Consider the following 20,351-nt stretch of genomic DNA (forward strand, 5'->3'; position numbering starts at 1 on the left):
TCAACTTTACGCTCGAGGCCGGGCAGGAGATCGAGCGCCTCTACACGACCAACGACGCCGGCACGGCGGCTCTCAGGCTCACGGGCAACGAGTTCGTCAACGCGCTGAAGGGCAACGCGGGGAGCAATGCCCTGAACGGCGGCGGCGGAGCCGACGTCATGACGGGCCTGGGGGGGAATGACACCTATTACGTCGACGGTGCCGGCGACCGCGCCATCGAGGCCGCTGGGGGCGGGACAGACACGGTCCTGACGAGCGTCGACTACACCCTCGAGACGGGCCAGGAGATCGAGCGGCTCTACACCACCAGCGACGCGGCGACCGGGGAGCTCAAGCTCACGGGCAACGAGTTCGTCAACGCGCTGAAGGGCAATGCGGGAAGCAACACCCTGAACGGCGGCGGCGGCGCGGACACCATGACCGGGCTGGGCGGCGCCGACACGTTCTACGTCAACGTGGCGGGCGACCGGGTGATCGAGGCCGCAGGAGGCGGGACGGACGTGGTCCTGACGAGCGTCGACTACGCGCTCGAAAGCGCCCAGGAGATCGAGCGCCTGCACACCATAAGCGACGCGGGGACTGAGGCGCTCAAGCTCACGGGCAACGAGTTTGCGAACGCCATTAGAGGCAATGCAGGCGCGAACGTGTTGGATGGGGGCCGCGGGAGCGACACTCTGTTTGGACTCGGCGGAAAGGACGTCTTCGTGTTCAGCACGGCTGTCGCGAACAACATCGACAACATCGCGGATTTCCTCGTCGTGGACGACTCGATCCAGCTGTCGCGCAGCATCTTTGGCGCCCTGCAGATCGGGGCGCTCGACCAGAACGCGTTCAAGGACATCGGGATCACGGGCGCAAGCTTCGACGCCAGCGACCGCATCCTCTACAACCGCCAGACTGGAGCGCTGTTCTACGACGCCGACGGTTCCCTGACGGGCTCGGCGGCCATCCAGTTCGCGGCCTTGGACAACAAGGCGCTCATCACCTACGCAGACTTCACCGTGGTGTAGGCGCGCGAGAAGTGGCGCCCGCGGGGGCCGCTTCGGTATCCGGAAGGCGTTGCCGACGGGATTGCTCAGCATAGCAGCGACGGAGAACCGCGAGCTTATCATCTTGGTGTCGCCGAGCTGTTGGGCACGCTCATCAGCGCCCATGGAGGGGTGGTGTCGGCTTTGGGTGAGGGTCGGCGTTCTCGTCGTCCTTTTGGCCCGCCGCCCGCGCAGCGTCAGCGCATAAGGAGCGTTGCCGCGATCTCGGCGCCCCCGGAATCCGGAGGCGAGCGGCCTTGCTCGTCATCGCCTCGGACTGAAGCGAGGGCGCGCGTAACGCCCAGTGCGCGGCTCCACGACCAACGTCGTGGAAAGCGGCTCATCTCATAAGAAAGCCTGCCGGAACATGAGAACGGCTCCATGCTTTTGACCTCCCGCAACAGGGGCGAAAGCCCCCGACGCCACAAGCGCAGCCGCCTGAGGCGACGAGGTCCAGAGCAATAGGATTGCCACTGAGATGAAGACCGGGGCCGATCGAACTGACAGCCGGGTCACCCACAAGACCGCGAACGAAGATCTAAGCCCCGTCCTGGACCGGAACATCGGCACGCTCGAGCGGCGGAAGGAAGAGAGAGACGCTAAGAGCTCTCTGGGTGAAGCGATCGCAGAGAAGATCACGGCTGTGAGCGGCAGCATGGCGTTTGTCTACATTCACGCTGCGGTCGTCATGGCATGGGTGGGCGTCAACACCGGCTCCGTGCCGGGCCTCGCGCCCTTCGACCCAACCTTCGTCATTCTCGCCACCGTGGCGTCGGTGGAGGCGATCTTTCTGTCGACCTTCGTCTTGATCAGTCAAAACCGCGACGCCGCCCAAGCGCTACGCCGGTCGGAGCTGGATCTGCACGTCAACCTACTGACGGAGCGAGAGCTCACAACGCTCATACAGATGGTCCGCGAGATCGCGGATAAGCTTGACATCCCAGTGAGAAATAAAGCGGAAGTCAAGGATGCCGAAAGGAACATTGCGCCCGAGAAGGTTCTCGATCGGCTCGACCGCACATAGGCGGTGCATGCGCGCACCAAGTCCTCAGGTCATCTACCCCGTTCCTCCATCAGACGGGACCGCGAACGGGCCCGGGGAACCCGCGGCTCCAAAGGGGCTAGCGCGCCGATGTAGCACGTGCCGAGTCCGAGCGACTCCGCCGCGAGCAGCGCGTTCTGGGCCGCAAGCGTCGCGTCGCGGTCGGCTACGAGGATCCGAAGACGCCCGCGGCCGTGAAGCCCCGACTGCCACAGGCAGCGGTGCTGCACCGGAACCGATATGCGCTGGACGGCCAAGCAGCTGCGCGAAAGCGAGGCCCTGTTCGCGGCGAAGAGCGGCGCCTTCACGCTGACCCGGTCAACGAGGGAGGCGAAGGCTTCAAGGCGGAGCTCGTCGTGACCGAGAAGCTGTCCAAGATTGGGTTCTACCCGCGCCCCGTCGATTTCCGGACGGTGATCGACGACCGCTACACCGCCCAGATCGAGGCCGGCGACGCCTGGCGCGAGGCCGCTAAGGCCAACTGGGCGATCGCTAACGAATCGCTTCAGCTGTCCAGTAAGCGGCTCCACTCTACGTCCGCTTTGGGTCATCCGCAGGCAGACCTCGGCGACCGCTCGGCGCCAGAAGCGGAAGGTGGCATGCCGCCTGAAAACGGACATTCGGCTTCGCTCCGTTGGGTCCTCCCGACAGCCGTCGCGCGTCCAGAAACGCGAGCATACTAGGTCGACACTCCGGAGCCCGAGCGCGCCGATGACGGCGATCACGTCGTCGGCCATCTCGCGACCGTGTGAGGGGCGGCGCCGCCCGATGCCCCGACGCCGCGGTAGTTGACGGCAAACACGGGCCGCGCCGCGGCGAGGCCCTCGACGATTCGCGGATCGAAATTGTCCAGCGTCGCGCCCCAGTGACTGAGCAGCACGACGGGCGCGTCGCCCTCGGAGCCTAGACGGCGATAGGCGAACGTCTCGCTGGCAGCGGTGATCCGACGGTGGGCGCGGTCTTCCCGGCCTGCGTCGGCGACGTCGCGGTGGCAGCGCTCACCTCACTGTCCTTCCGGCTTAACCGTCACGACGACCTTGCCCTTGGCGCGGCCGGTGTCGACATAGGCCATCGCCTCGTTGAGCCGCCCGAAAGGGAACGTCTTGTCCACGACAACGCTCACCGCGCCGTCCTCGATCAAGGACGTGATCCGGCCGAGCTGCTCGCCGTCGGCGCGCATGAATAGAAACGAATAGTCGATCCCGCGGCCTCGAGCCTTTCTGCGGATGCCGGCGCTTAGGAGGCGCAGGACCAGGCGCACCGGCCAGCCGAGGTTCTGGGACCTTGCGAAGGCGACGTCCGGCGGCCCAGAGATCGAGATCAGCAGTCCGCCAGGCTTGAGCACCGCCAACGATTTCTCAAGCGTCTTGCCGTCGAGGCTGTTGAGGACGACGTCGTAACCCGAAAGGATCTTGTCGAACTCCTCGGTCTTGTAGTCGACCACGACGTCCGCACCGAGCTGCTTCACCAGATCCACGTTCGCCGTACTGGTGGTCGTCGCGACCGTGGCGCCGCGATGCTTGGCGATCTGGATCGCGAAGGCCCCGACGCCGCCAGACCCTGCGTGGATGAGCACCTTCTGCCCGGCCTTCAGCTTCGCCTTCTCCACCAGCGCCTGCCAGGCGGTCAGGGCGACGAGTGGAACGGCCGCAGCCTCCTCCATGCTAAGGTTCGCGGGCTTAAGGGCGACGTCCGCTTCATCGATTGCGATGCGCTCCGCGAACGCGCCGATGCGGCCGTCGCGCGGGCGCGCGTAGACCTCGTCCCCCGGTTTGAAACGCCGCACGGCGGCCCCGACCTGCATGACGGTCCCGGCCACGTCGTGGCCGAGAACGAAGGGCGGACGGTAGGGCAGGATCAGCTTGAACTCGCCGTCGCGGATCTTAGAGTCGAGCGGGTTGATCCCCGCCGCCCTGACCTCGACCAGAACGTCACGATCGCCGACGCCCGGCTCCGGGGTTTCGCCGAGACGAAGCGGCACCTTCTTGTACTGATCGACGATGAAGGCCTTCATGACACTTCGCCTCGTTTTGAATCGGGGGCTTAATCAATTCGTGACGCGTCGGCCCTGCCGCGCCTAGACCCGGGAGCGAAGGGAATTGAGCGGCGGCTGACGGCGCGTCAGCCGCCGATTGCCGGATAGTCGGTGTAGCCGGCGGCTCCGCCACCGTAGAGCGTCGCAGGATTCAGGTGGGCGAGCGGCGCATTGGTCTTCAGCCGGTCTACAAGATCGGGATTGGCGATGAAGGGGCGTCCGAAGGCGAACAGGTCGGCTTTGCCCTCGCCGAGGCTCCGCGTGGCCAGCTCCAGATCGTAGCCGTTGTTCGCGATGTATGCGTTTCTGAAGCGTTTGCGCAGCGAACCGAAGTCGAACGGCGCCGCGTCGCGCGGGCCGCCGGTCGCGCCCTCGACGACATGGATGTAGGCGACACCGAGCGCGTCCAGACCATCGACGATGTGATCGAACTGCGCCTGCGGATCGCTGCTCGAAACGCCGTTGAAGGGAGAGACGGGCGAGATCCGGACGCCAGTGCGCCCGGCACCAATCTCTTCGGCGACTGCGGCCGCGACCTCCAACATCAACCGCGATCGGTTCTCGACCGATCCGCCATAAGCGTCGGTGCGGACATTGGAGCCGTCCTTGGCGAACTGGTCCAGGAGATAGCCGTTGGCCCCGTGGATCTCCACGCCGTCGAAGCCCGCTGAAACGGCGTTCGCCGCGGCCTTCCGGAAGTCATTCACGATGCCCGGGATCTCGTTGAGTTCCAGCGCTCGCGGCTCCGACACGTCGGCGAAGCCGTTGTTGACGAAGGTCTGGGTCTCCGCGCGGATCGCCGAGGGGGCGACCGGAGCGGCGCCGTTTTCCTGCAGATCGACATGGGACACACGGCCGACGTGCCAGAGCTGCAGGAAAATCCTGCCGCCCTTCCCGTGCACCGCGTCGGTGACCTTGCGCCAGCCGTCGATCTGTGCCTGCGAATAGATGCCGGGCGTATCCTGATAGCCTTGGCCCTGCTGGGAGATCTGAGTAGCCTCGGAAACGATTAGGCCCGCTGAGGCGCGCTGCGCATAGTACTCCGCCGCGAGGTCGCCCGGTACGAAGCCGTTTCCGGCCCGATTGCGAGTCAACGGCGCCATGACGACGCGGTTCGCCAGAGTGAGTTCGCCAAGCTTGAACGGCTCGAAGAGAGAATTGCCGGTCATGAGTGGTCCTTTCCGGAACGTTGTGGCGACCCGCTGCGGGGAGGCAGCCGGTTCGGCTCGCGATCAGTTTGCGGCGCGGTAGCGCTCCGCGGCGTGGATCTGAGCGAAACCCGGGATCATCGCCTGTCGCGTGAGCTGGTGAGCGTCCCATTGCCCGGCGTCGTGGAGCGGCGGGATGGTGACGGGCTCGCGCCGGTCGAACCCGACCAGAGCCGCATCCACCAGATCGTCCACCTCCATGACGGCGGGCAGGGTGTTCACGTCCACACCACTGCGCTCCCAGATCTCGGTTCGCGTTGCAGCCGGAAGCACGGCCTGCACATAGACGCCCTTAGGACCCAGCTCGAGGCTGAGCCCCTGGGAGAAGAACAGCGCGAAGGCCTTGGTCGCTCCGTAGACCGTCATGCCGAACTCCGGCGCCAGCCCGACGACCGAACCGACGTTGACGATCGCACCTTCGCCTGCTTCCGCGAACCTCGGCGCGACGGCGCTGGCGAGACGAACAACGGCGGTGGTGTTGAGCGCCACGATCCGCGCCACGTCGTCGGTCGACTGGTCGACGAAGCCGCCGCCCAGGGTCGCGCCGGCGTTGTTGATCAGCACGCCGATGCGACGGTCGTCGCGCAGCCTCGTCTCGACCGCAGCGAGATCCCCCGGCTGGGTCAGGTCCGCCTGCAGCACGTCGACCGTGACGCCTGTCTCGCCACGCAACCGAACGGCAAGGGCGTCGAGGCGAGCCTTGTCGCGCGCGACCAGTACGAGGTCATGACCGCGCCGGGCGAAGCGATCCGCGTAAGTCGCGCCGATGCCGGTGGAGGCGCCGGTGACGAGGACGACTGAGAGAGCGGCCATGACGTTGAAACTTTCTGCTAATGTATCACATACATGATGGTTATCATGATTGATTTCAAATATGATCGCCGTCATGTTTTTGTCAACGGCGTCGCTTGGAGAATTTTGGGATGAGGGTCACGCGCGAGAAGATGGCCGAGAACCGGCGCCGGATCCTGGACGCCGCCAGCGCACTGTTCCGAGCGAAGGGCGTCGAAGCGGTCAGCGTTGCAGAGGTTATGAAGGCCGCGGGGCTCACCCACGGCGGGTTCTACGGGCACTTTGCGTCCAAGGACGATCTCGTCGCGAAGACGCTTGCGCATGCGCTCGTCGTCGAAGCGGCCGAGGGTCTCGATCTCCGCGCTTACGTTTCCGCGTATCTTTCGCCTCGCCACCGCGACAACGCCGCCGGCGGTTGCCCGACCGCAGGGCTCGCAGCGGAGATCCGCCATCACACGCCTGCGTCGCGCGCTGCCATTGCCGACGGCTTCAGATCCCAAATTGATCGCCTGACTGAGGCGTTTCCCGGCGCCGACGGAGCGGCGAAGCGACGTGGGGCCGTCGGATCGTGGGCCGCGATGATCGGCGCCCTGATCCTCGCCCGCGCGGTCGACGACCCGGCGCTGTCGGACGAGATCCTGCAGCAGACCCAAGCTTGGCTCGACGCCCGCATCGGCGACACCGCCGGTTCGACCGACGCTTCCTAACCCGGGGGGCCTCGGCTGCCCGAGGTCCGATGTCTTTTGACAACTGGAGACAGCAAATGACAGAGGCGCACAACCAGAACGCCTTGAGCTCAGAGATTGATCGCCGCCTGTTCCTGTCGGTCGCCGCAGCAGCCGCGACACTTCCCCTTGTCTCACAGGCCTCCGCCCAGCCACAGCCGGGCGTCGGCTCCGGGCCACGACCGGGCTCCGACATGGTCCGGCTGCAGAAGCGAACGCCGCAGATCTGGCGGGTGACGATCTCGAACCCGCCCTTTAACCTCGTCGTTCCCGAACTGGTGTCGGCGCTGCACGCCGTTGTGACGGAGACGGAACGCGACCCGGAGGTGAAGGTCGTGCTCTTCGCGAGCGACATCGAGGGCTACTTCATTAATCACTTCGACCTCTCGAAGGCCCTGGATTTCCCTATGGAGGCGACCAGCCCTCCGACCTCGACCTGGACCGACATGGTCGTGCGCATGACCCGGTCGCCGGCCATCAACATCGCCGTCGTCCGCGGCCGGACGCGCGGCGGCGGCGACGAGTTCGCCCTCGCCTGCGACATGCGCTACGCCAGCCGCGAGAAGGCGTTCTTCGGCCAACCGGAGGTCGGAGCCGGCATCCTGCCGGGCGGCGGCGCCAGCGAGCGGCTGCCTCGGTTGATTGGCCGGGACCGCGCGCTCGAAATCATTTTGAGCAGCCGGGACTACGGGGGCGAAGACGCCGAGCGCCTTGGCCTCGTCACCCGGGCTCTGCCGGACGGCGAACTCGACGCTTTCGTCGACTCGCTGGCGACGCGACTTGGCGGCTTCGATCGACAGGCGCTCGCCGCCGCCAAGGCCCAGGTCAACAGGGCGACGCTGCCGCCCGAGGCCGACCTGCACGCCGCCTACGTCGAGTACGTCGCGTCCCTCGACTGGCCAGGATTCAAAGCGCGCCGGCCGCGAATGGGCAAGCTCGTCTCCGAGTACGGCGCCGACGTCGAGCGTCGCCTCGGCCACTATCTCGGCCTGGCGAACTGAACGGCAGGGAGACGGACAGGAGGACGTGATGACAGATCGTGGGACGCCGCTCTATCTCGAAGACCTTGAGGTTGGCCGTCGGTTCTCGAGCGGTGCCGCCGAAGTGGACCGGGACGCCGTGTTGGATTTCGCCGGGCAGTTCGATCCACAGCCCTTCCATCTCGACGAAAAACTAGCCAAGGCTTCGGTTTTCAGGGGACTTGCGGCAAGTGGCTGGCACACGGCTTCGCTTACCATGGGCCTGATCGTCGGCTCGGTCCCGCTTGCGGGCGGAGTGGTCGGTCTCAGCGTCGACGTGACTTGGCCTGCCGCAACGCGCCCAGGCGACGTTCTGCGCATCGACAGCGAGGTCCTGAAGATCGAGCCGGGAAAGAGGACCGGTGTCGCCGTCTTGAGATCCCTGACCCGAAACCAGCGCGACGAGATCGTCCAGGAGATGACGGCCAGGCTGCTCGTGAGGCGCCGCGATGAGACCATGCGCTGAGACAAGGATCGACGCTGAATAGGCGAAGCTAGGCGGAGGCTTTCGCGCAAAGCGGGCCTTTCGGAAATCCTCTTTGGGTCACCTACGGCCAGCGGCCACCGCCCCTTGGCGCCAGGAACGGTCATTAGCCGACCAACCGGGAGCAGACGTTTACCTCGAAAATCATTTGGCGATCGCGCAATGTCAGGTCGCGGCGCGTAAGCCCGCCTTGGCCAAAACCGCCTCGCTCGAGCGACGGGCGTCCAAGCCTTACTCGCGGAACACTATCGGCTGACCTTCGAACTCGGCGAGGCGAAGGCCGGCGCGGCCCATAACAGGGTGTCCCTTCGGCCAAAGACGACGATCGTTTCTTCGCTGTTTTACAGCACCCAGAGCCGCGGACCGCTCTCGAGATAAGCGAGCACCGCGTCGAACTGGATCCAAGGCGAACGTTGACGAAAACGCCGCCGACAATATTCTCCGGAGCGATAAGCCAATAATGCGGTGAGGCAGCGAGACGGGAGCCGTCCGCAGCACGACCCCGCGACTTCCGGCCTGCGCTCATCCGCTCAGACCGACGCCCTCGATCTCCAGCTCCCTGAGCAGCCACTCCGCGAACAGCCGCACGGTCCGGGGTTGGCGGCCGGTCTGCGGAAACACCAGCCGGTGGCCGACGTAGCGCACGTCCTTCGCCAGGCCCGCCAAGGGGGCGACGAGGCGGCCCGCGGCGAGCTCGCGCTCGGCGAGGCGTGTGGATTCCAGCGCGACGCCCAGGCGGTCGGCGGCGGCGGCGATCGCGAGAAAGCTGCGGTCGAAGCGCATTCCATGCGGCGGCGGCGCGCTCATGCCGTTGCGCTCGAACCAGTCCGGCCAGCGCACCAGCTTGGCGTCGCTCTGGATCAGGACGCAGGCCAACAGGTCTTCCTTGCACCTGATCGACGCCGCGACCTCTGGGGCGCAGAGCGGCGTCACCGTCTCCTCGCCGAGCGGGACCACCGTGACGCTCTCTCCGCGCGGCGGGCCGTAGACGATGTCGGCGTCGAAGTCGCCGTTGGTGAAGCGGGCGTACTCGGTGCTGGACGCCAGTCGGACCTCGATGTCGGGATGGGCCGCGAAGAAGCGGGTGAGGCGCGGGGACAGCCACTGGGCCGCGAAGCTCGGCGCCGCATGCAGCCTGAGCAGCGGCGCGCCGCGGGTCGAGACCGTCTCCATGCCGCGCCGAAGTTCGTCGAAGGCGACGCCGACGTGACGCATCAGCGTTTCGCCGTCCGCGCTGAGGCGGATGTGCCTGCCTTCGCGCTCGAACAGGCGGACGTCCAGGCTCTGCTCGAGCTTCAGCACAGCGTGGCTGATGGCGCTGGGCGACAACTTCAGATCGTTCGCCGCGGCTCGGAACGAGCCGTGGCGCGCGGCCGCCTCGAATGCTCGCACTGTGGTCAGCGACACGTCCTTCAGCATCCAAGCGATGAAGCAGGATCACGGGAGGCTGTAAATCAAACCTTCGATCGCACGGCGATCATCCGGCCGACACTGGCGGCTATAGGCCTGTCGCCGATGCGGCGGCAGAGTCGTCCGTACCGCATGCGTCCGGAATGATGAACTGAGTTCACCGATCGAGGGCGGATATTCGTTTGTGCCCAGTGGCGACCGCATTCTAGCGTCCTCCTTGAAACCGACACCCCGCGCCGGGCGCCTCTCCTCAGGACGCGCACGAGAATGCCGGGGGCCGTAGGGAGACGACCCAACGTGCTCGACCAAAAGATTTGCGTCATCACGGGCGCGGCTTCCGCGCGGGGCATCGGCCGCGCGACGGCGGAACTGTTCGCAAAGAACGGCGGCCGCGTGGTAATCCTCGACCTCGACGCGGGGCAAGCCGCGGCAGCCGCCGCCGCCATCGGCCCAGATCACCTCGGCCTTGCCTGCGACGTCACCGACAAGCCGGCCTGCCGGGCGGCGGCGGACCGGATCCTCTCCGAACTCGGCCGGATCGACGTGCTGGTGAACAACGCCGGCATCACCCAGCCGCTGAAGTTCATGGACATCGAGGCCGCGAACTATGAGGCGGTGACCGACGTCTCGCTGCGCGGCACGCTCTACATGAGCCAGGCCGTCGTGCCGGCCATGCGGGCGCAGAGGTCCGGCGCGATCGTCTGCATGTCCTCGGTCTCGGCACAGCGCGGCGGCGGCATCTTCGGCGGTCCGCATTACTCGGCGGCGAAGGGCGGCGTCCTCGGCCTCGCCCGAGCCATGGCGCGGGAGCTCGGGCCCGACGGCGTTCGGGTGAACTCGATCGCCCCCGGGCTGATCCAGACCGACATCACCGGCGGCATGATGACCGACGCGATCCGCAGCGAGATCCTCAAGGGCATCCCGCTCAATCGGCTGGGCGATGCGCTCGACGTCGCCCGCATCTGCCTTTTCCTGGCCTCGGACCTCTCCTCCTACGTCACCGGCGCCACGATCGACGTCAACGGCGGGATGCTGATCCATTGAGCGCGCCCGCCAACATGAGGTGTTTCGCATGACCCAGATCGGCCACAACGTCTCGCTGGCCGAGCGCGCTTGGCGCATCCGCCGGAACGCGCTGCGCATGGGCGAAGTGCAGGGTCAGGGGTACATCGCCCAGGCGCTCGGCATCTCCGACGTGCTCGCGGTGTCCTACTTCCACGCGCTGAACTACCGCCCCGACGAGCCGGAATGGGAGGGCCGCGACCGCTTTCTTCTGTCGATAGGCCATTACGCGATCGCGCTCTACGCCGCGCTGATTGAGGCGCAAATCCTGCCCGAGGACGAACTCGAGACCTACGGCGGCGACGACAGCCGGCTGCCGATGTCCGGCATGGCCGCCTACACGCCCGGTATGGAGGTGACCGGCGGCTCGCTCGGCCACGGCCTCGGCATCGCCGTGGGGATGGCGCTGGGCCTCAAGAAGAAGAGCTCGAACTCCTTCGTCTACAACCTGTTCTCCGACGGCGAGCTTGACGAAGGCTCGACCTGGGAGGCGGCGATGTCCGCTGGCTCCTACAAGCTCGACAATCTGATCGGCATTGTCGACGTCAACAACATGCAGGCCGACGGCCCCTCGACCCAGCAGCTCAACTTCGAGCCGCTGGTCCCGAAGTTCGAAGCCTTCGGCTGGCACGTGGCCCGGGTCGACGGCAACGACATCCCAACGCTCGTCGCCGCCTTCGACGCCGCCCGCCACACGGACGCGGCCAAGCCCCGCGTCGTGATTTGCGACACCAAGATGGCCAAAGGCGTGCCGTTCCTGGAGGAGCGCGAGCGCAACCACTTCCTGCGCGTCGAGCCCGACGAATGGAGCCAGGCGCTCACCATCCTCGACGCCGGGAGGCCCTCATGAGGCGCTCGAAATACGACCGTCCCACCCATCTGGCCAACAGCGGCGGAGAAGGCGTGCGGCTGAAGACCTCGGCGATGATCGCCTCGATCGCGGGACCCGACCAGCGCACCGCGCCCGCGCCCTTCGGCCATGCGCTGGTGAAGATCGCGACGTCGCGGCCGGACGTGGTCGGCCTTACGGCGGACCTGTCGAAATACACCGACCTCCACGTGTTCGCGAAGGCCTACCCCGAGCGCTTCTACCAGATGGGTATGGCCGAGCAGCTCCTGATGAGCGCCGCCGCAGGCCTTGCCCGCGAGGGCTTCACGCCCTTCGTCACGACCTATGCGGTGTTCGCGTCGCGTCGGGCCTACGACTTCATCTTTATGGCGATCGCGGAGGAGAACCTCGACGTCAAGATCGTCTGCGCCCTGCCTGGCCTCACCACCGGCTACGGCCCCAGCCATCAGGCGACCGAAGACATCGCGATCTTCCGCGGCATGCCGGGCCTAGTGATCGTCGACCCCTGCGACGCCCATGAGATCGCTCAGGCGACGCCTGCGATCGCGGCCCATAAAGGGCCGGTTTACATGCGTCTGCTGCGCGGGAACGTGCCGCTGGTGCTGGACGAGTACGGCTACGAGTTCGAGCTGGGCAAGGCGAAGATGATCCGCGGCGGAAACGACGCGCTCGTGATCTCCTCCGGCTTCATGACCATGCGCGCGCTCGAGACCGCGAAGGCGCTGGCGGCGGACGGCGTCGACGTCGGGGTGCTGCACGTTGGCACGATCAAGCCGCTCGATGAGGCGACCATTATCCGCGAGGCTTCGAAAACCGGCCGCATGGTGATCGTGGCGGAAAACCACACCGTCGTCGGTGGGTTGGGCGAGGCGGTCGCCGGCGCGCTGATGCGGGCTGGCGTGACGCCGGCGGGCTTCCGCCAGATCGCGCTGCCCGACGCCTTCCTTGACGCCGGCGCGCTGCCGACGCTGCACGACCGCTACGGCATTTCGACCGCAGCCATGACGGAGAGCATCAAGAGCTGGCTTTGAAATCCGCCGTCGTCCGCGCGAGGCGCGCCTGGCCCGGAGGATGGGATTTCGCATCCGGAAACGACAAAGCCCGGCCAACGGGCATCGCACGCTGGAGAGGAACGACCCATGAGCCTGATCACCACCCGACGCGCCGTGCTGGCCGGCGTCTGCGCGGCGCCGGCCGTGCTCGCCTTCCCACGCGGCTCCTTCGCCGCCTCGAACCTGACGCTCGGCCACAACGCCGCCCCCGGCAACCCGCGCCAGGTCGCGGCCGAACATTTCGCGAAGCTCGTGGGCGAGAAGACCGGCGGCAAGCTCGCCGTTCGCGTCGCCGGCGCCGAGCAGCTAGGCAACGAGCAATCTCTGCTGACGAGCCTTCGCACCGGCGCGATCGATATGACCGTCAACAGCCAGGGATCGACCTCGGCGCTGCTGCCGGAGCTTGCGGCGCTCGGCCTGCCGTTCCTGTTCGCGGACAGCGCCGCCGCTTTCCGGGTGCTCGAAGGCCAGGTCGGCGCCGACCTCGGCGCCCGCTTCGAGAAGATCGGCATGCTGCCGCTCGGCTGGTGGGACAACGGCATCCGCAACATCACCAACTCCAAGCGTCCGATCCAGAAGCCCGAGGACCTGAAGGGCCTCAAGATCCGCACGCCGCCGGACCCGATGACGATCGACATCTTCCGCGCGCTCGGCGCCGGGACCGAGCAGATCTCGTTCGGCGAGCTCTACATCGCGCTCCAGCAGGGAGTGGTGGACGGCCAGGAGAACCCCCTCACCAACATCGCGAGCTCCAAGCTTTACGAGGTCAACAGGTTCATCAGCCTGTCCGGCCACAAGTGGGAGTCCTCGCCCTTCCTGATGTCGTCGATCAGCGCCAAACGCTACGCCGCCGACATGGTCTCGATCCGCGCCGCGGCGAAGGAGGCGACCGACCTGCAGCGCCGTCTGCTGGCGGAGTCCGAGGCGAAGTTCGCCAAGCAGTTTTCGGAAGACCCGAAGCTCAGCGTCAACAGTTGCGACACGGCGGCGTTCCAGGCGGCCTCCGCCGGCGTGGTCGAGGCGTGGAAGGCGAAGCCCTTCGGCGATTTCGTGCGAAAGCTCGTCGACGCGGCGAAGGCGTGAGGGGATGACCGCCCTCCCGCCGGAACGACCGGAGCCTGCGCGCGGCGGCCCCGCGCTCAGGGCCGCCCATGTGCTCGACGCGATCGTTGGCCACGCCTGCCGGTTCGTGGTGCTTGCGACCGGCACGACGCTGCTCGTGCTGCTGACCTCGAACGTGGTTGCGCGCTACGTGCTCGCCGGCGGCGGGTTCGAATGGGCGCAAGAGCTGCCGGAGCGCATGTTCCCGTGGTTCATCATGGCGGGCGTCGCGCTTGCGGTTCAGAAGGGCGGCCACATGGCGGTTGAGACCTTGCTGCCGCGTCTCGACCGCATGGGCGTCAAGACCGTGCTGCTGCTCGGCCACGCTATCGTCATCGCGTCCTACGTCGTGCTCTGCGCCGAGGCGATCGGCGTCGCCGACATCGTCTCGATCGAGACCAGCCCGGTGCTGGGGATGCCGTCGAGCACGAGCTACTACGCGCTCGCGCTGGGCTGCGTCGCGGTGATCCTCGCCACGCTCGCGATCGCGCTCCGCGTCGGGGTTCTCGGCCCTGAGGCCATGCCGGCCCCGGCCCCGGAGGAGATCGGCGTATGACCCTGCTCCTCGTCGCCGTCTTCGTCGTACTGATGTTCCTCGCGATCCCGGTCGGCCACGCGCTGATCGTCGCGGCCGGCTTCACGCTGTGGTGGCAAGGCGAGCTGCCGCTGATGATCGTCGCCCAGCAGATGTATCAGCAGACCCAGTCCTTCCCGATGCTGGCGCTGCCGTTCTTCATGCTGGCCGGCAGCCTGATGCTCGGCGGCCGGCTTGGCGGCGAACTCCTGGGCTTCGCGAGCAAGGCCATGCAGCGCTGGCGCGGCGGCCCGCTGTCCACCACCGTCGTCGCGTCCGTCGTGTTCGGCGGAGTTTCGGGAAGCGCGGTCGCGAACGCCTCGGCGCTCGGCTCCGTGCTGATCCCCTGGCAGAAGCGGCAGGGCTACCCGGCGCCGCTCTGCGCCGCGAACAACGCGACTTCGGCCGTCATCGACATCCTGATCCCGCCGTCCATCCCGCTGATCCTCTACTCGCTCGTCAGCGGGACCAGCATCTCGGACCTGTTCACAGCCGGTATCCTGCCCGGCCTGATGATGGCGGCCGGCTTCGTGGCCGTGTGCTGGGGGATCGCCAAACGCCGCGGCTACGTCTCCACCGAGCCGCGGGTCGGCTTCCGCGAGCTCGTCCGCCTCGGTCTGCTGTCGAGCCCGGCCCTGATGATGCCGGTGCTGATCCTGTTCGGCCTGCGCTTCGGGATCGCGACGCCGACCGAGATCGCCGTGCTTGCGGTGGTCTACGCGCTGGTGTTGAGCGCCTTTCTCTACCGCGACCTCACCTGGGCCCGGTTCAAGGACAGCATGACGGAGGCCGGGATCGCGACCGGCGTGGTGATGCTGGTGATCATGGGCTCGGCCATCGTCGGATGGATGCTGACCTTCGACCAGGTGCCGCAGCGCTTCGGCGAATGGGTCTCGATGACGATCTCGAATCCGATCCTGATTCTGCTCGCCATGAACCTGCTGCTGCTGCTCGTCGGCATGCCGCTCGACCTGCCCCCTGCGATCCTGCTGCTCGGGCCGATCTTCGTGCCGCTCGCCGCCACCATCGGGCTCGATCCGGTGCAGCTCGGCCTGATCATGGTGCTGAACCTCGGCATCGGGCTCTACACCCCGCCGATCGGGACGACGCTGTTCATCTCCACCTCGATCGCCCGGACGTCGCTCGGCGCCACCACCCGCGAGCTCTGGCCGTTCTTCGCCATGGCGATGCTGGTGCTGGCGCTCGTGACCTACGTGCCTGCGCTAACGATCTACTGAGAAAGGACGGTCCGTGACCCGCATCGGCTTCATCGGTCTCGGCTCCATGGGCCTGCCCATGGCAGCGAACCTCGTGGCGGCTGGCTTCGACGTCCGGGGCTTCGACATGCGGCCGGCAGCAATGGACGCGCTCGGGGCCGCGGGCGGAGAGGGTGCCGGGTCCGCCGCGGACGCCGCCGCCGACGCCGACGCGCTGATGCTGATGGTGGTGAACGCGGCCCAGGCGCGCGCGGCGCTGATCCAGGGCGGGTCGCTGGCCGCGCTGCCGAAGGCTGCGGTCGTCGTCCTGATGGCGACTTGCCCGCCGGCCGCCGCGGCGGCGCTCGGCGCGGAGGTGACCGCCTCGGGCCGCCGCTTCGTCGATGCGCCGGTCTCGGGCGGCGTGGTCGGCGCGCGGAGCGCTTCGCTGACGATCATGGCGGCGGCCCCGAAAGCCGATTACGACGCGGTGGCGCCGGCGCTCGCGGCTATGGGCTCGAAGGTGTTCCATGTCGGCGAGACGCCGGGACAAGGGGCGACCGTCAAGGCGCTGAACCAGTTGCTCTGCGGGGTGCATCTGGCCGCCGCCGCCGAGGCGCTGTCGCTGGCGAAGGCCATGGGAGTCGCCCCCGCGGTCGCGCTCGAAATCCTGGGCGGCTCGGCGGCCGCAAGCTGGATGCTGCGCGACCGCGGTCCCCGCATGCTGGAGGACGCGCCCGAAGTCACCAGCGCGGTCGACATCTTCGTGAAGGACCTCGGCATCGTGCTGGAGGCGGGCCGCGACGCCCGCGCCGCGCTGCCGCTCGCGGCCCTCGCTCACCAGATGTTCCTCTCAGCCTCCGGCCGCGGCGCTGGAGATCGGGACGACAGTCAGGTGATACAGAGCTACGATCTGCTGAACCGCAGGAATTGAGCGCCCGTCCATTTTTCACGGGCTGAGATAGAGCCCGGCGCAGGGCGGTTCTAAGGGTGGTGGTGAGCGGAAACTTGTCGTAGACGTCGCCTCCCTCCGAGGCTCAGTCGGCGAGCGGCAGGATGCGCTCGAACGAAAAAAGAAACTTCACTGACCTGATCGCAGGCGGGACGCTCATTCCCGAAGTGCTCAGTGGCCACCCGCGCTCCGCTTCACCGGGGGCTAAGGGGAGGTCAAAGACATAAACAGCGGCGAGAACCTGCGGGATCGCGACATCACCGCGGCGCGGGGTCGCTGAGGGTGTTCCTCGCAAAAGTACGGCGGTGACTACAAGCGGCTTCCAAGAGCGCGACGATTGGGGCAGCGCCCCTCACACGCTTGAGCTGCTCGCCAAGAAGTGGACGGTTCTGACGTCCGCAATGGGTCAGGTCGGGACCAGCGCTCACGGCTGAGACGCGCCATGAGCGGTCATTCGATGACCGCCGAATATCGGACGCGAAAGGCCCATGGCGGCGGGCTCAGAGTTTGGCCCACCGCCTTCAGGTTATGCATCGAATCCAGTGGCCGCATTGCGATCGCGCCAAGCGTCGAGATCGCGGGCGACCGAGGCAAGCTTCGCCTCGATGTTGCGGTGCGCATCGGGGCCGAGTGGCAGGCGGAGCGGCGCCTCCGGATCGTCCACGGCCTCGATGATGACGCGGGCGGCCTTGGCGGGATCTCCGGCCTGCCTGCCGCTCATCGACGCGCTCATGTCGCGCATGCCGGCGGCGGTGTCATCGTAGATCGGCATCCGGGCCTCGGCGATCGTCATCGAGCGGCCCAGGAACTCAGTGCGGAACTGTCCCAGCTCGACGATCAGTACCCGCACGCCGAATGGCTTTGCCTCCTGCGCCAGCGCCTCGGAGATCGCCTCGACTGCGAACTTCGTCGCGCTGTATAGGCCGAAGCCCGCGCGCGTCGCAATCCCAGAGCCCGACGACAGATTGATGATCGTTCCGCGGCTGCGGCGGAGCGCCGGCAGTGCGGCGCGGGTCGCCTCGATCAGGCCGAAGACGTTGGTCTCGAACATGCGCCGGTATTCTTCCGGCGACACCTCCTCAATTGCGCCGATGACGCCGAAGCCGGCGTTGTTGACGAAGACGTCGAGCGCTCCGAACGCCTCTTCCGTTGCGGCGATCGCGCATTCGACGCTCGACGGATCGGTGACGTCAAGCATGACGGCGTGAGCGGTTTTCGGGAACTGATCGACGAGGCCGGTCAACGTCTCCGGCCTGCGGGCGGTCAGCATCACGCGGTCGCCGCGGGTCAGAGCGGCCTCGGCAAGCGCGGCGCCAAGGCCGGACGAGCAGCCAGTGATCAGCCAGGTTCTCGGTTCATGGGTCATGATGGATCTCTTCGCGGCCTCGCGCTCCGAGGCCACGTTCAGGGTTTCAGAGAGGGCGTCACTTGCCCTTCGGGAAATCGGTCGAGATTGCGAGCTCGCGCCAAGCCGCAAGCTCCTCGGCCACGAAGGCGTTTTTGGCCTCGATCGCCGCGACTGTGTCGGAGCCGAACGGCATGCGGAGCGGCGGGTTCTCAGCGTCGGCGAGCGTCATCAGCGCCTTGGCGAGGCGGGTCGGGTCGCCCGGTTGCTTCAGGCTGACGGCGGCCGCGGTGGTCCGCATTGCACCCGAGGTCTCGGCGTAGTCGTCGATGATCGATGGGCTTGTGGAGAGCGACTGTCCCTCGAGGAAATCGGTGCGGAAATAGCCGGGTTCGACGACCGTAACCTTGATCCCGAGCGGCGCGACCTCTTCGGCGAGCGCCTCAGAAATGCCCTCGACTGCGAACTTGGTCGAGCAGTAGACGCCCCAGCCGATCGAAGCGCGGTAGCCGCCGATCGACGAGATGTTGATAACGTGGCCCGACCGCTCGCGGCGCATGTGCGGGAGCACCGCGCGGGTGACGGACAGCAGGCCGAAGACGTTGGTACGAAAAACCGCCTTGACCTCCCTCGCATTGTTCTCCTCGATCGCGCCGAGCAGACCGAAGCCGGCATTGTTGACCAGCACGTCGATCTGCCCGAAGCGCTGGATCGCGACGGCGACTGCCCCGTAGGCGCTGGCCTCCTCGTTCACGTCGAGGCTGATCGCGAGCAGGTTGGGTCGTTCTCCGAGGGCCTTAGTAACCGCCTCGGGGTTGCGGGCCGTGGCCACGACGTTGTCGCCGCGATCGAGAGCTTCCTTGGCGATCAGAGCGCCAAAACCGCGCGGCGCGCCGGTGATGAACCAGGTCTTCATGGACAAGTTCTCCAGGTGGGAGGCCCGGTCGGTCCGGGCCGCGGTCTGGAGTTAGCCCCGCGGCTATCATTCAGATAAGCGAGCTTGTTTTTCCGATACTGCTGAATGAGCTTCAGCAAATGGGCGACGCGTCACACTCGCATGGCCTGGATAAGCGCGCGTAGGCCCGCCGACATGTATTTGCGTGTCGGATAGTAGAGATGGAGCCAGTCCTCGGGCTGGCACCAGCCGTCGAGGCAGGCGACCAGCGCGCCATCGCGGATCGCGCGGGCAGCTCGCTCTTCCCAAACATATGCGAGGCCAAGCCCGCCGATCGCGGCCTCCACCAGCACTTCGTGGTCGTCGGAAGACAGCGGTCCGGTGGGCTGGAACTCGATCTCTTTTCCGTTCTTCTCGAAGGCCCATGCGTAGCGGCGGCCGCTCGGATAGAGGTTCTGCAGACAGGAGTGGCGTTCGAGATCCGCGGGGGACCGCGGCGTTCCGCGCTCCTCAAAATAACTGGGCGAGCCGACCACCACGAGACGCAGCCGGGGCCTGATCTTCACCGCCGTCATGCCGTCGCTGAGGCTCTCGCCAAGCCTGACGCCAGCGTCGAAACCTTCGTCAACGATGTCGACGAGGCGGTCGGTGGCTACGATCTCGAGCTCGAGGTTGGGGTTCGCAGCGAGCAGAGGTCCGATGACAGGGCCGATCACGAAGGGCGCGATCGAGTTCGGGATGTTGATCCGGACCTTGCCGAACGGGCTGTCGCGGAACTGGTTTACGCCGTCGACAGCCGCGCCGATGTCGTCGAAGGCGGGCGAAAGCCTGGAAAGCAGCATGGCGCCGGCATCTGTCAGCGAGACGCTGCGGGTGGTTCGGTTCAGCAGACGGATTCCCATCCGCGCCTCGAGATTGCTGACCGCGTGGCTCACGGCCGAGGCGGTGACGCCGCGTTCCTCGCCCGCGCGACGAAAACTTCGGTGGCGGGCCACAGCGTCGAAGGCGGCGAGCTCCGAAAGATCCGTCGTCCGCATTGTTGATCCTTACTCAGCAGTGTCTCGATCATTCTCCTTCTAATCTTCGCGTCGGCTTTCCGCAAATAGTCGTCTCACAGGGGCCGCGACGTGGCCCGGTCACCAGACAGGAGACGATGATGAAGACCTCTCTCTATGCGATCGGCGCGATACGGGTGCCGCCGCGCAGTCGGCCGCGGATCGTTCGCCGATGACGGTGTCGCTGCAGCGGATTTTCGAGCGCGAGCCGAGTGACGCTTCGGCCGCAGCCAAGCGCGAGCGCTCAGCCCGTCAGTGGACGGGCAACGAGAACGAGGGCTGATCCCTCCAGCTCACGGCTCGCGATCGAGCCGGCGATCCATCCAGACTTCCAAACGGCCGTCGACGTCATCAGCGTCGGCGGCCGTTTTGCGTTTCGGCCGATGAGGCGTCTGACATTTACTGATTTCTGCTCAGCAGTGTCCCAACAACTTCGGAGCTAATCGCGGCAATCGAGATGCGCAAATCTCTGGTCACCGGCTGAGCCGCACTGACGCTGGCTCGGCGAAACCACCGGAGACAAACA

20 protein-coding genes and 2 pseudogenes are annotated in these 20,351 nt (G+C 66.7%); 13 read left to right on the plus strand and 9 right to left on the minus strand.

Annotated elements, in window-relative coordinates; translation table 11 throughout:
• Window positions 1–1,010 (plus strand): annotated as a pseudogene (locus METY_RS21115) (calcium-binding protein); the annotation flags it as partial.
• A 496-nt stretch (window positions 1,011–1,506) separates the two neighbouring features.
• Window positions 1,507–2,052, plus strand: coding sequence for a DUF1003 domain-containing protein (locus METY_RS14985; RefSeq protein WP_103122205.1), 546 nt, complete (start codon window positions 1,507–1,509; stop codon window positions 2,050–2,052).
• Between the two features lie 98 nt (window positions 2,053–2,150).
• On the opposite strand, the pseudogene METY_RS20905 reads toward METY_RS14985, so the two are convergent.
• Window positions 2,151–2,228 (minus strand): annotated as a pseudogene (locus METY_RS20905) (nitroreductase family protein); the annotation flags it as partial.
• A 198-nt stretch (window positions 2,229–2,426) separates the two neighbouring features.
• On the opposite strand from METY_RS20905, the gene METY_RS21250 reads away from it, so the two are divergent.
• The gene (locus METY_RS21250; protein WP_200819702.1) at window positions 2,427–2,753 is read left to right on the plus strand and encodes a hypothetical protein; all 327 of its coding nucleotides are present in this window, start codon (window positions 2,427–2,429) and stop codon (window positions 2,751–2,753) included.
• 38 nt (window positions 2,754–2,791) lie between these two features.
• On the opposite strand, the gene METY_RS14990 is transcribed toward METY_RS21250, so the two are convergent.
• The 4 genes from METY_RS14990 to METY_RS15005 all read right to left on the minus strand — a co-directional run bounded on the left by METY_RS14990 (window position 2,792) and on the right by METY_RS15005 (window position 6,126).
• On the minus strand, window positions 2,792–2,950 hold the full coding sequence (locus METY_RS14990; RefSeq protein WP_200819694.1) for a hypothetical protein: 159 nt from the start codon (window positions 2,948–2,950) through the stop codon (window positions 2,792–2,794).
• Between the two features lie 123 nt (window positions 2,951–3,073).
• Window positions 3,074–4,084 (minus strand): NADP-dependent oxidoreductase, encoded by a 1,011-nt coding sequence (locus METY_RS14995; protein WP_103122206.1) that lies wholly within the window; start codon window positions 4,082–4,084, stop codon window positions 3,074–3,076.
• A gap of 107 nt (window positions 4,085–4,191) precedes the next feature.
• Window positions 4,192–5,274, minus strand: a complete 1,083-nt coding sequence (locus METY_RS15000; RefSeq protein ID WP_103122207.1) for an alkene reductase — start codon at window positions 5,272–5,274, stop codon at window positions 4,192–4,194.
• Window positions 5,275–5,337: 63 nt separating this feature from the next.
• Window positions 5,338–6,126 (minus strand): SDR family NAD(P)-dependent oxidoreductase, encoded by a 789-nt coding sequence (locus METY_RS15005; protein WP_103122208.1) that lies wholly within the window; start codon window positions 6,124–6,126, stop codon window positions 5,338–5,340.
• Between the two features lie 110 nt (window positions 6,127–6,236).
• Here METY_RS15005 and METY_RS15010 point away from each other — a divergent pair, with 110 nt between their 5' ends.
• Genes METY_RS15010 through METY_RS15020 form a run of 3 tightly spaced genes read left to right on the plus strand, consistent with a single transcriptional unit; the run spans window position 6,237 to window position 8,315 of the window.
• Complete coding sequence (locus tag METY_RS15010) at window positions 6,237–6,812, plus strand: TetR/AcrR family transcriptional regulator (RefSeq protein WP_103122209.1); 576 nt, start codon at window positions 6,237–6,239, stop codon at window positions 6,810–6,812.
• A gap of 56 nt (window positions 6,813–6,868) precedes the next feature.
• Complete coding sequence (locus METY_RS15015) at window positions 6,869–7,831, plus strand: enoyl-CoA hydratase/isomerase family protein (protein ID WP_200819695.1); 963 nt, start codon at window positions 6,869–6,871, stop codon at window positions 7,829–7,831.
• 28 nt (window positions 7,832–7,859) lie between these two features.
• Window positions 7,860–8,315 carry a MaoC/PaaZ C-terminal domain-containing protein gene (locus tag METY_RS15020; RefSeq protein ID WP_103122211.1) on the plus strand — a complete coding sequence of 152 codons (456 nt, stop codon included), beginning with the start codon at window positions 7,860–7,862 and terminating at the stop codon, window positions 8,313–8,315.
• Between the two features lie 540 nt (window positions 8,316–8,855).
• Here METY_RS15020 and METY_RS15025 read toward each other — a convergent pair.
• Window positions 8,856–9,752: a LysR substrate-binding domain-containing protein gene (locus METY_RS15025; RefSeq protein ID WP_103122212.1), complete on the minus strand. Its 897-nt coding sequence runs from the start codon at window positions 9,750–9,752 to the stop codon at window positions 8,856–8,858.
• A 258-nt stretch (window positions 9,753–10,010) separates the two neighbouring features.
• On the opposite strand from METY_RS15025, the gene METY_RS15030 reads away from it, so the two are divergent.
• The 7 genes from METY_RS15030 (at window position 10,011) to METY_RS15060 (ending at window position 16,512) form a co-directional block, all read left to right on the plus strand.
• Window positions 10,011–10,787 carry an SDR family NAD(P)-dependent oxidoreductase gene (locus tag METY_RS15030; protein WP_103122213.1) on the plus strand — a complete coding sequence of 259 codons (777 nt, stop codon included), beginning with the start codon at window positions 10,011–10,013 and terminating at the stop codon, window positions 10,785–10,787.
• A gap of 28 nt (window positions 10,788–10,815) precedes the next feature.
• The gene (locus tag METY_RS15035; RefSeq protein ID WP_103122214.1) at window positions 10,816–11,655 is read left to right on the plus strand and encodes a transketolase; all 840 of its coding nucleotides are present in this window, start codon (window positions 10,816–10,818) and stop codon (window positions 11,653–11,655) included.
• Window positions 11,652–12,686, plus strand: coding sequence for a transketolase family protein (locus METY_RS15040; protein WP_103122215.1), 1,035 nt, complete (start codon window positions 11,652–11,654; stop codon window positions 12,684–12,686). The genes METY_RS15035 and METY_RS15040 overlap by 4 nt, the downstream gene beginning before the upstream one ends.
• A gap of 108 nt (window positions 12,687–12,794) precedes the next feature.
• Complete coding sequence (locus METY_RS15045; protein WP_103122216.1) at window positions 12,795–13,790, plus strand: TRAP transporter substrate-binding protein; 996 nt, start codon at window positions 12,795–12,797, stop codon at window positions 13,788–13,790.
• Window positions 13,791–13,794: 4 nt separating this feature from the next.
• Window positions 13,795–14,364, plus strand: a complete 570-nt coding sequence (locus METY_RS15050) for a TRAP transporter small permease (protein ID WP_103122217.1) — start codon at window positions 13,795–13,797, stop codon at window positions 14,362–14,364.
• Window positions 14,361–15,620, plus strand: a complete 1,260-nt coding sequence (locus METY_RS15055) for a TRAP transporter large permease (RefSeq protein WP_103122218.1) — start codon at window positions 14,361–14,363, stop codon at window positions 15,618–15,620. Before METY_RS15050 ends, METY_RS15055 begins: the two co-directional genes overlap by 4 nt.
• 13 nt (window positions 15,621–15,633) lie before the next feature.
• Window positions 15,634–16,512, plus strand: coding sequence for an NAD(P)-dependent oxidoreductase (locus tag METY_RS15060; protein ID WP_200819696.1), 879 nt, complete (start codon window positions 15,634–15,636; stop codon window positions 16,510–16,512).
• A 544-nt stretch (window positions 16,513–17,056) separates the two neighbouring features.
• On the opposite strand, the gene METY_RS15065 is transcribed toward METY_RS15060, so the two are convergent.
• From METY_RS15065 to METY_RS15075, 3 genes are all read right to left on the minus strand, one after another.
• Window positions 17,057–18,007, minus strand: coding sequence for an oxidoreductase (locus tag METY_RS15065; RefSeq protein ID WP_244593677.1), 951 nt, complete (start codon window positions 18,005–18,007; stop codon window positions 17,057–17,059).
• Window positions 17,955–18,791 carry an oxidoreductase gene (locus tag METY_RS15070; protein WP_103122219.1) on the minus strand — a complete coding sequence of 279 codons (837 nt, stop codon included), beginning with the start codon at window positions 18,789–18,791 and terminating at the stop codon, window positions 17,955–17,957. The genes METY_RS15065 and METY_RS15070 overlap by 53 nt, the downstream gene beginning before the upstream one ends.
• 131 nt (window positions 18,792–18,922) lie before the next feature.
• Window positions 18,923–19,807: a LysR family transcriptional regulator gene (locus tag METY_RS15075; RefSeq protein ID WP_103122220.1), complete on the minus strand. Its 885-nt coding sequence runs from the start codon at window positions 19,805–19,807 to the stop codon at window positions 18,923–18,925.
• Between the last annotated feature and the right edge of the window lie 544 nt (window positions 19,808–20,351).

It is taken from the genome of Methylopila sp. Yamaguchi, from assembly GCF_002897035.1.
GTDB lineage: Bacteria > Pseudomonadota > Alphaproteobacteria > Rhizobiales > Methylopilaceae > Methylopila.

Excerpts from the sequence above, each read along its gene's own strand:
- METY_RS14985 (WP_103122205.1), top strand. The coding sequence starts at position 1,507 with ATGAAGACCGGGGCCGATCGAACTGACAGCCGGGTCACCCACAAGACC.
- METY_RS14995 (WP_103122206.1), bottom strand. The coding sequence starts at position 4,084 with ATGAAGGCCTTCATCGTCGATCAGTACAAGAAGGTGCCGCTTCGTCTC.
- METY_RS15000 (WP_103122207.1), bottom strand. The coding sequence starts at position 5,274 with ATGACCGGCAATTCTCTCTTCGAGCCGTTCAAGCTTGGCGAACTCACT.
- METY_RS15005 (WP_103122208.1), bottom strand. The coding sequence starts at position 6,126 with ATGGCCGCTCTCTCAGTCGTCCTCGTCACCGGCGCCTCCACCGGCATC.
- METY_RS15010 (WP_103122209.1), top strand. The coding sequence starts at position 6,237 with ATGAGGGTCACGCGCGAGAAGATGGCCGAGAACCGGCGCCGGATCCTG.
- METY_RS15015 (WP_200819695.1), top strand. The coding sequence starts at position 6,869 with ATGACAGAGGCGCACAACCAGAACGCCTTGAGCTCAGAGATTGATCGC.
- METY_RS15020 (WP_103122211.1), top strand. The coding sequence starts at position 7,860 with ATGACAGATCGTGGGACGCCGCTCTATCTCGAAGACCTTGAGGTTGGC.
- METY_RS15025 (WP_103122212.1), bottom strand. The coding sequence starts at position 9,752 with ATGCTGAAGGACGTGTCGCTGACCACAGTGCGAGCATTCGAGGCGGCC.
- METY_RS15030 (WP_103122213.1), top strand. The coding sequence starts at position 10,011 with ATGCCGGGGGCCGTAGGGAGACGACCCAACGTGCTCGACCAAAAGATT.
- METY_RS15035 (WP_103122214.1), top strand. The coding sequence starts at position 10,816 with ATGACCCAGATCGGCCACAACGTCTCGCTGGCCGAGCGCGCTTGGCGC.
- METY_RS15040 (WP_103122215.1), top strand. The coding sequence starts at position 11,652 with ATGAGGCGCTCGAAATACGACCGTCCCACCCATCTGGCCAACAGCGGC.
- METY_RS15045 (WP_103122216.1), top strand. The coding sequence starts at position 12,795 with ATGAGCCTGATCACCACCCGACGCGCCGTGCTGGCCGGCGTCTGCGCG.
- METY_RS15050 (WP_103122217.1), top strand. The coding sequence starts at position 13,795 with ATGACCGCCCTCCCGCCGGAACGACCGGAGCCTGCGCGCGGCGGCCCC.
- METY_RS15055 (WP_103122218.1), top strand. The coding sequence starts at position 14,361 with ATGACCCTGCTCCTCGTCGCCGTCTTCGTCGTACTGATGTTCCTCGCG.
- METY_RS15070 (WP_103122219.1), bottom strand. The coding sequence starts at position 18,791 with ATGAAGACCTGGTTCATCACCGGCGCGCCGCGCGGTTTTGGCGCTCTG.
- METY_RS15075 (WP_103122220.1), bottom strand. The coding sequence starts at position 19,807 with ATGCGGACGACGGATCTTTCGGAGCTCGCCGCCTTCGACGCTGTGGCC.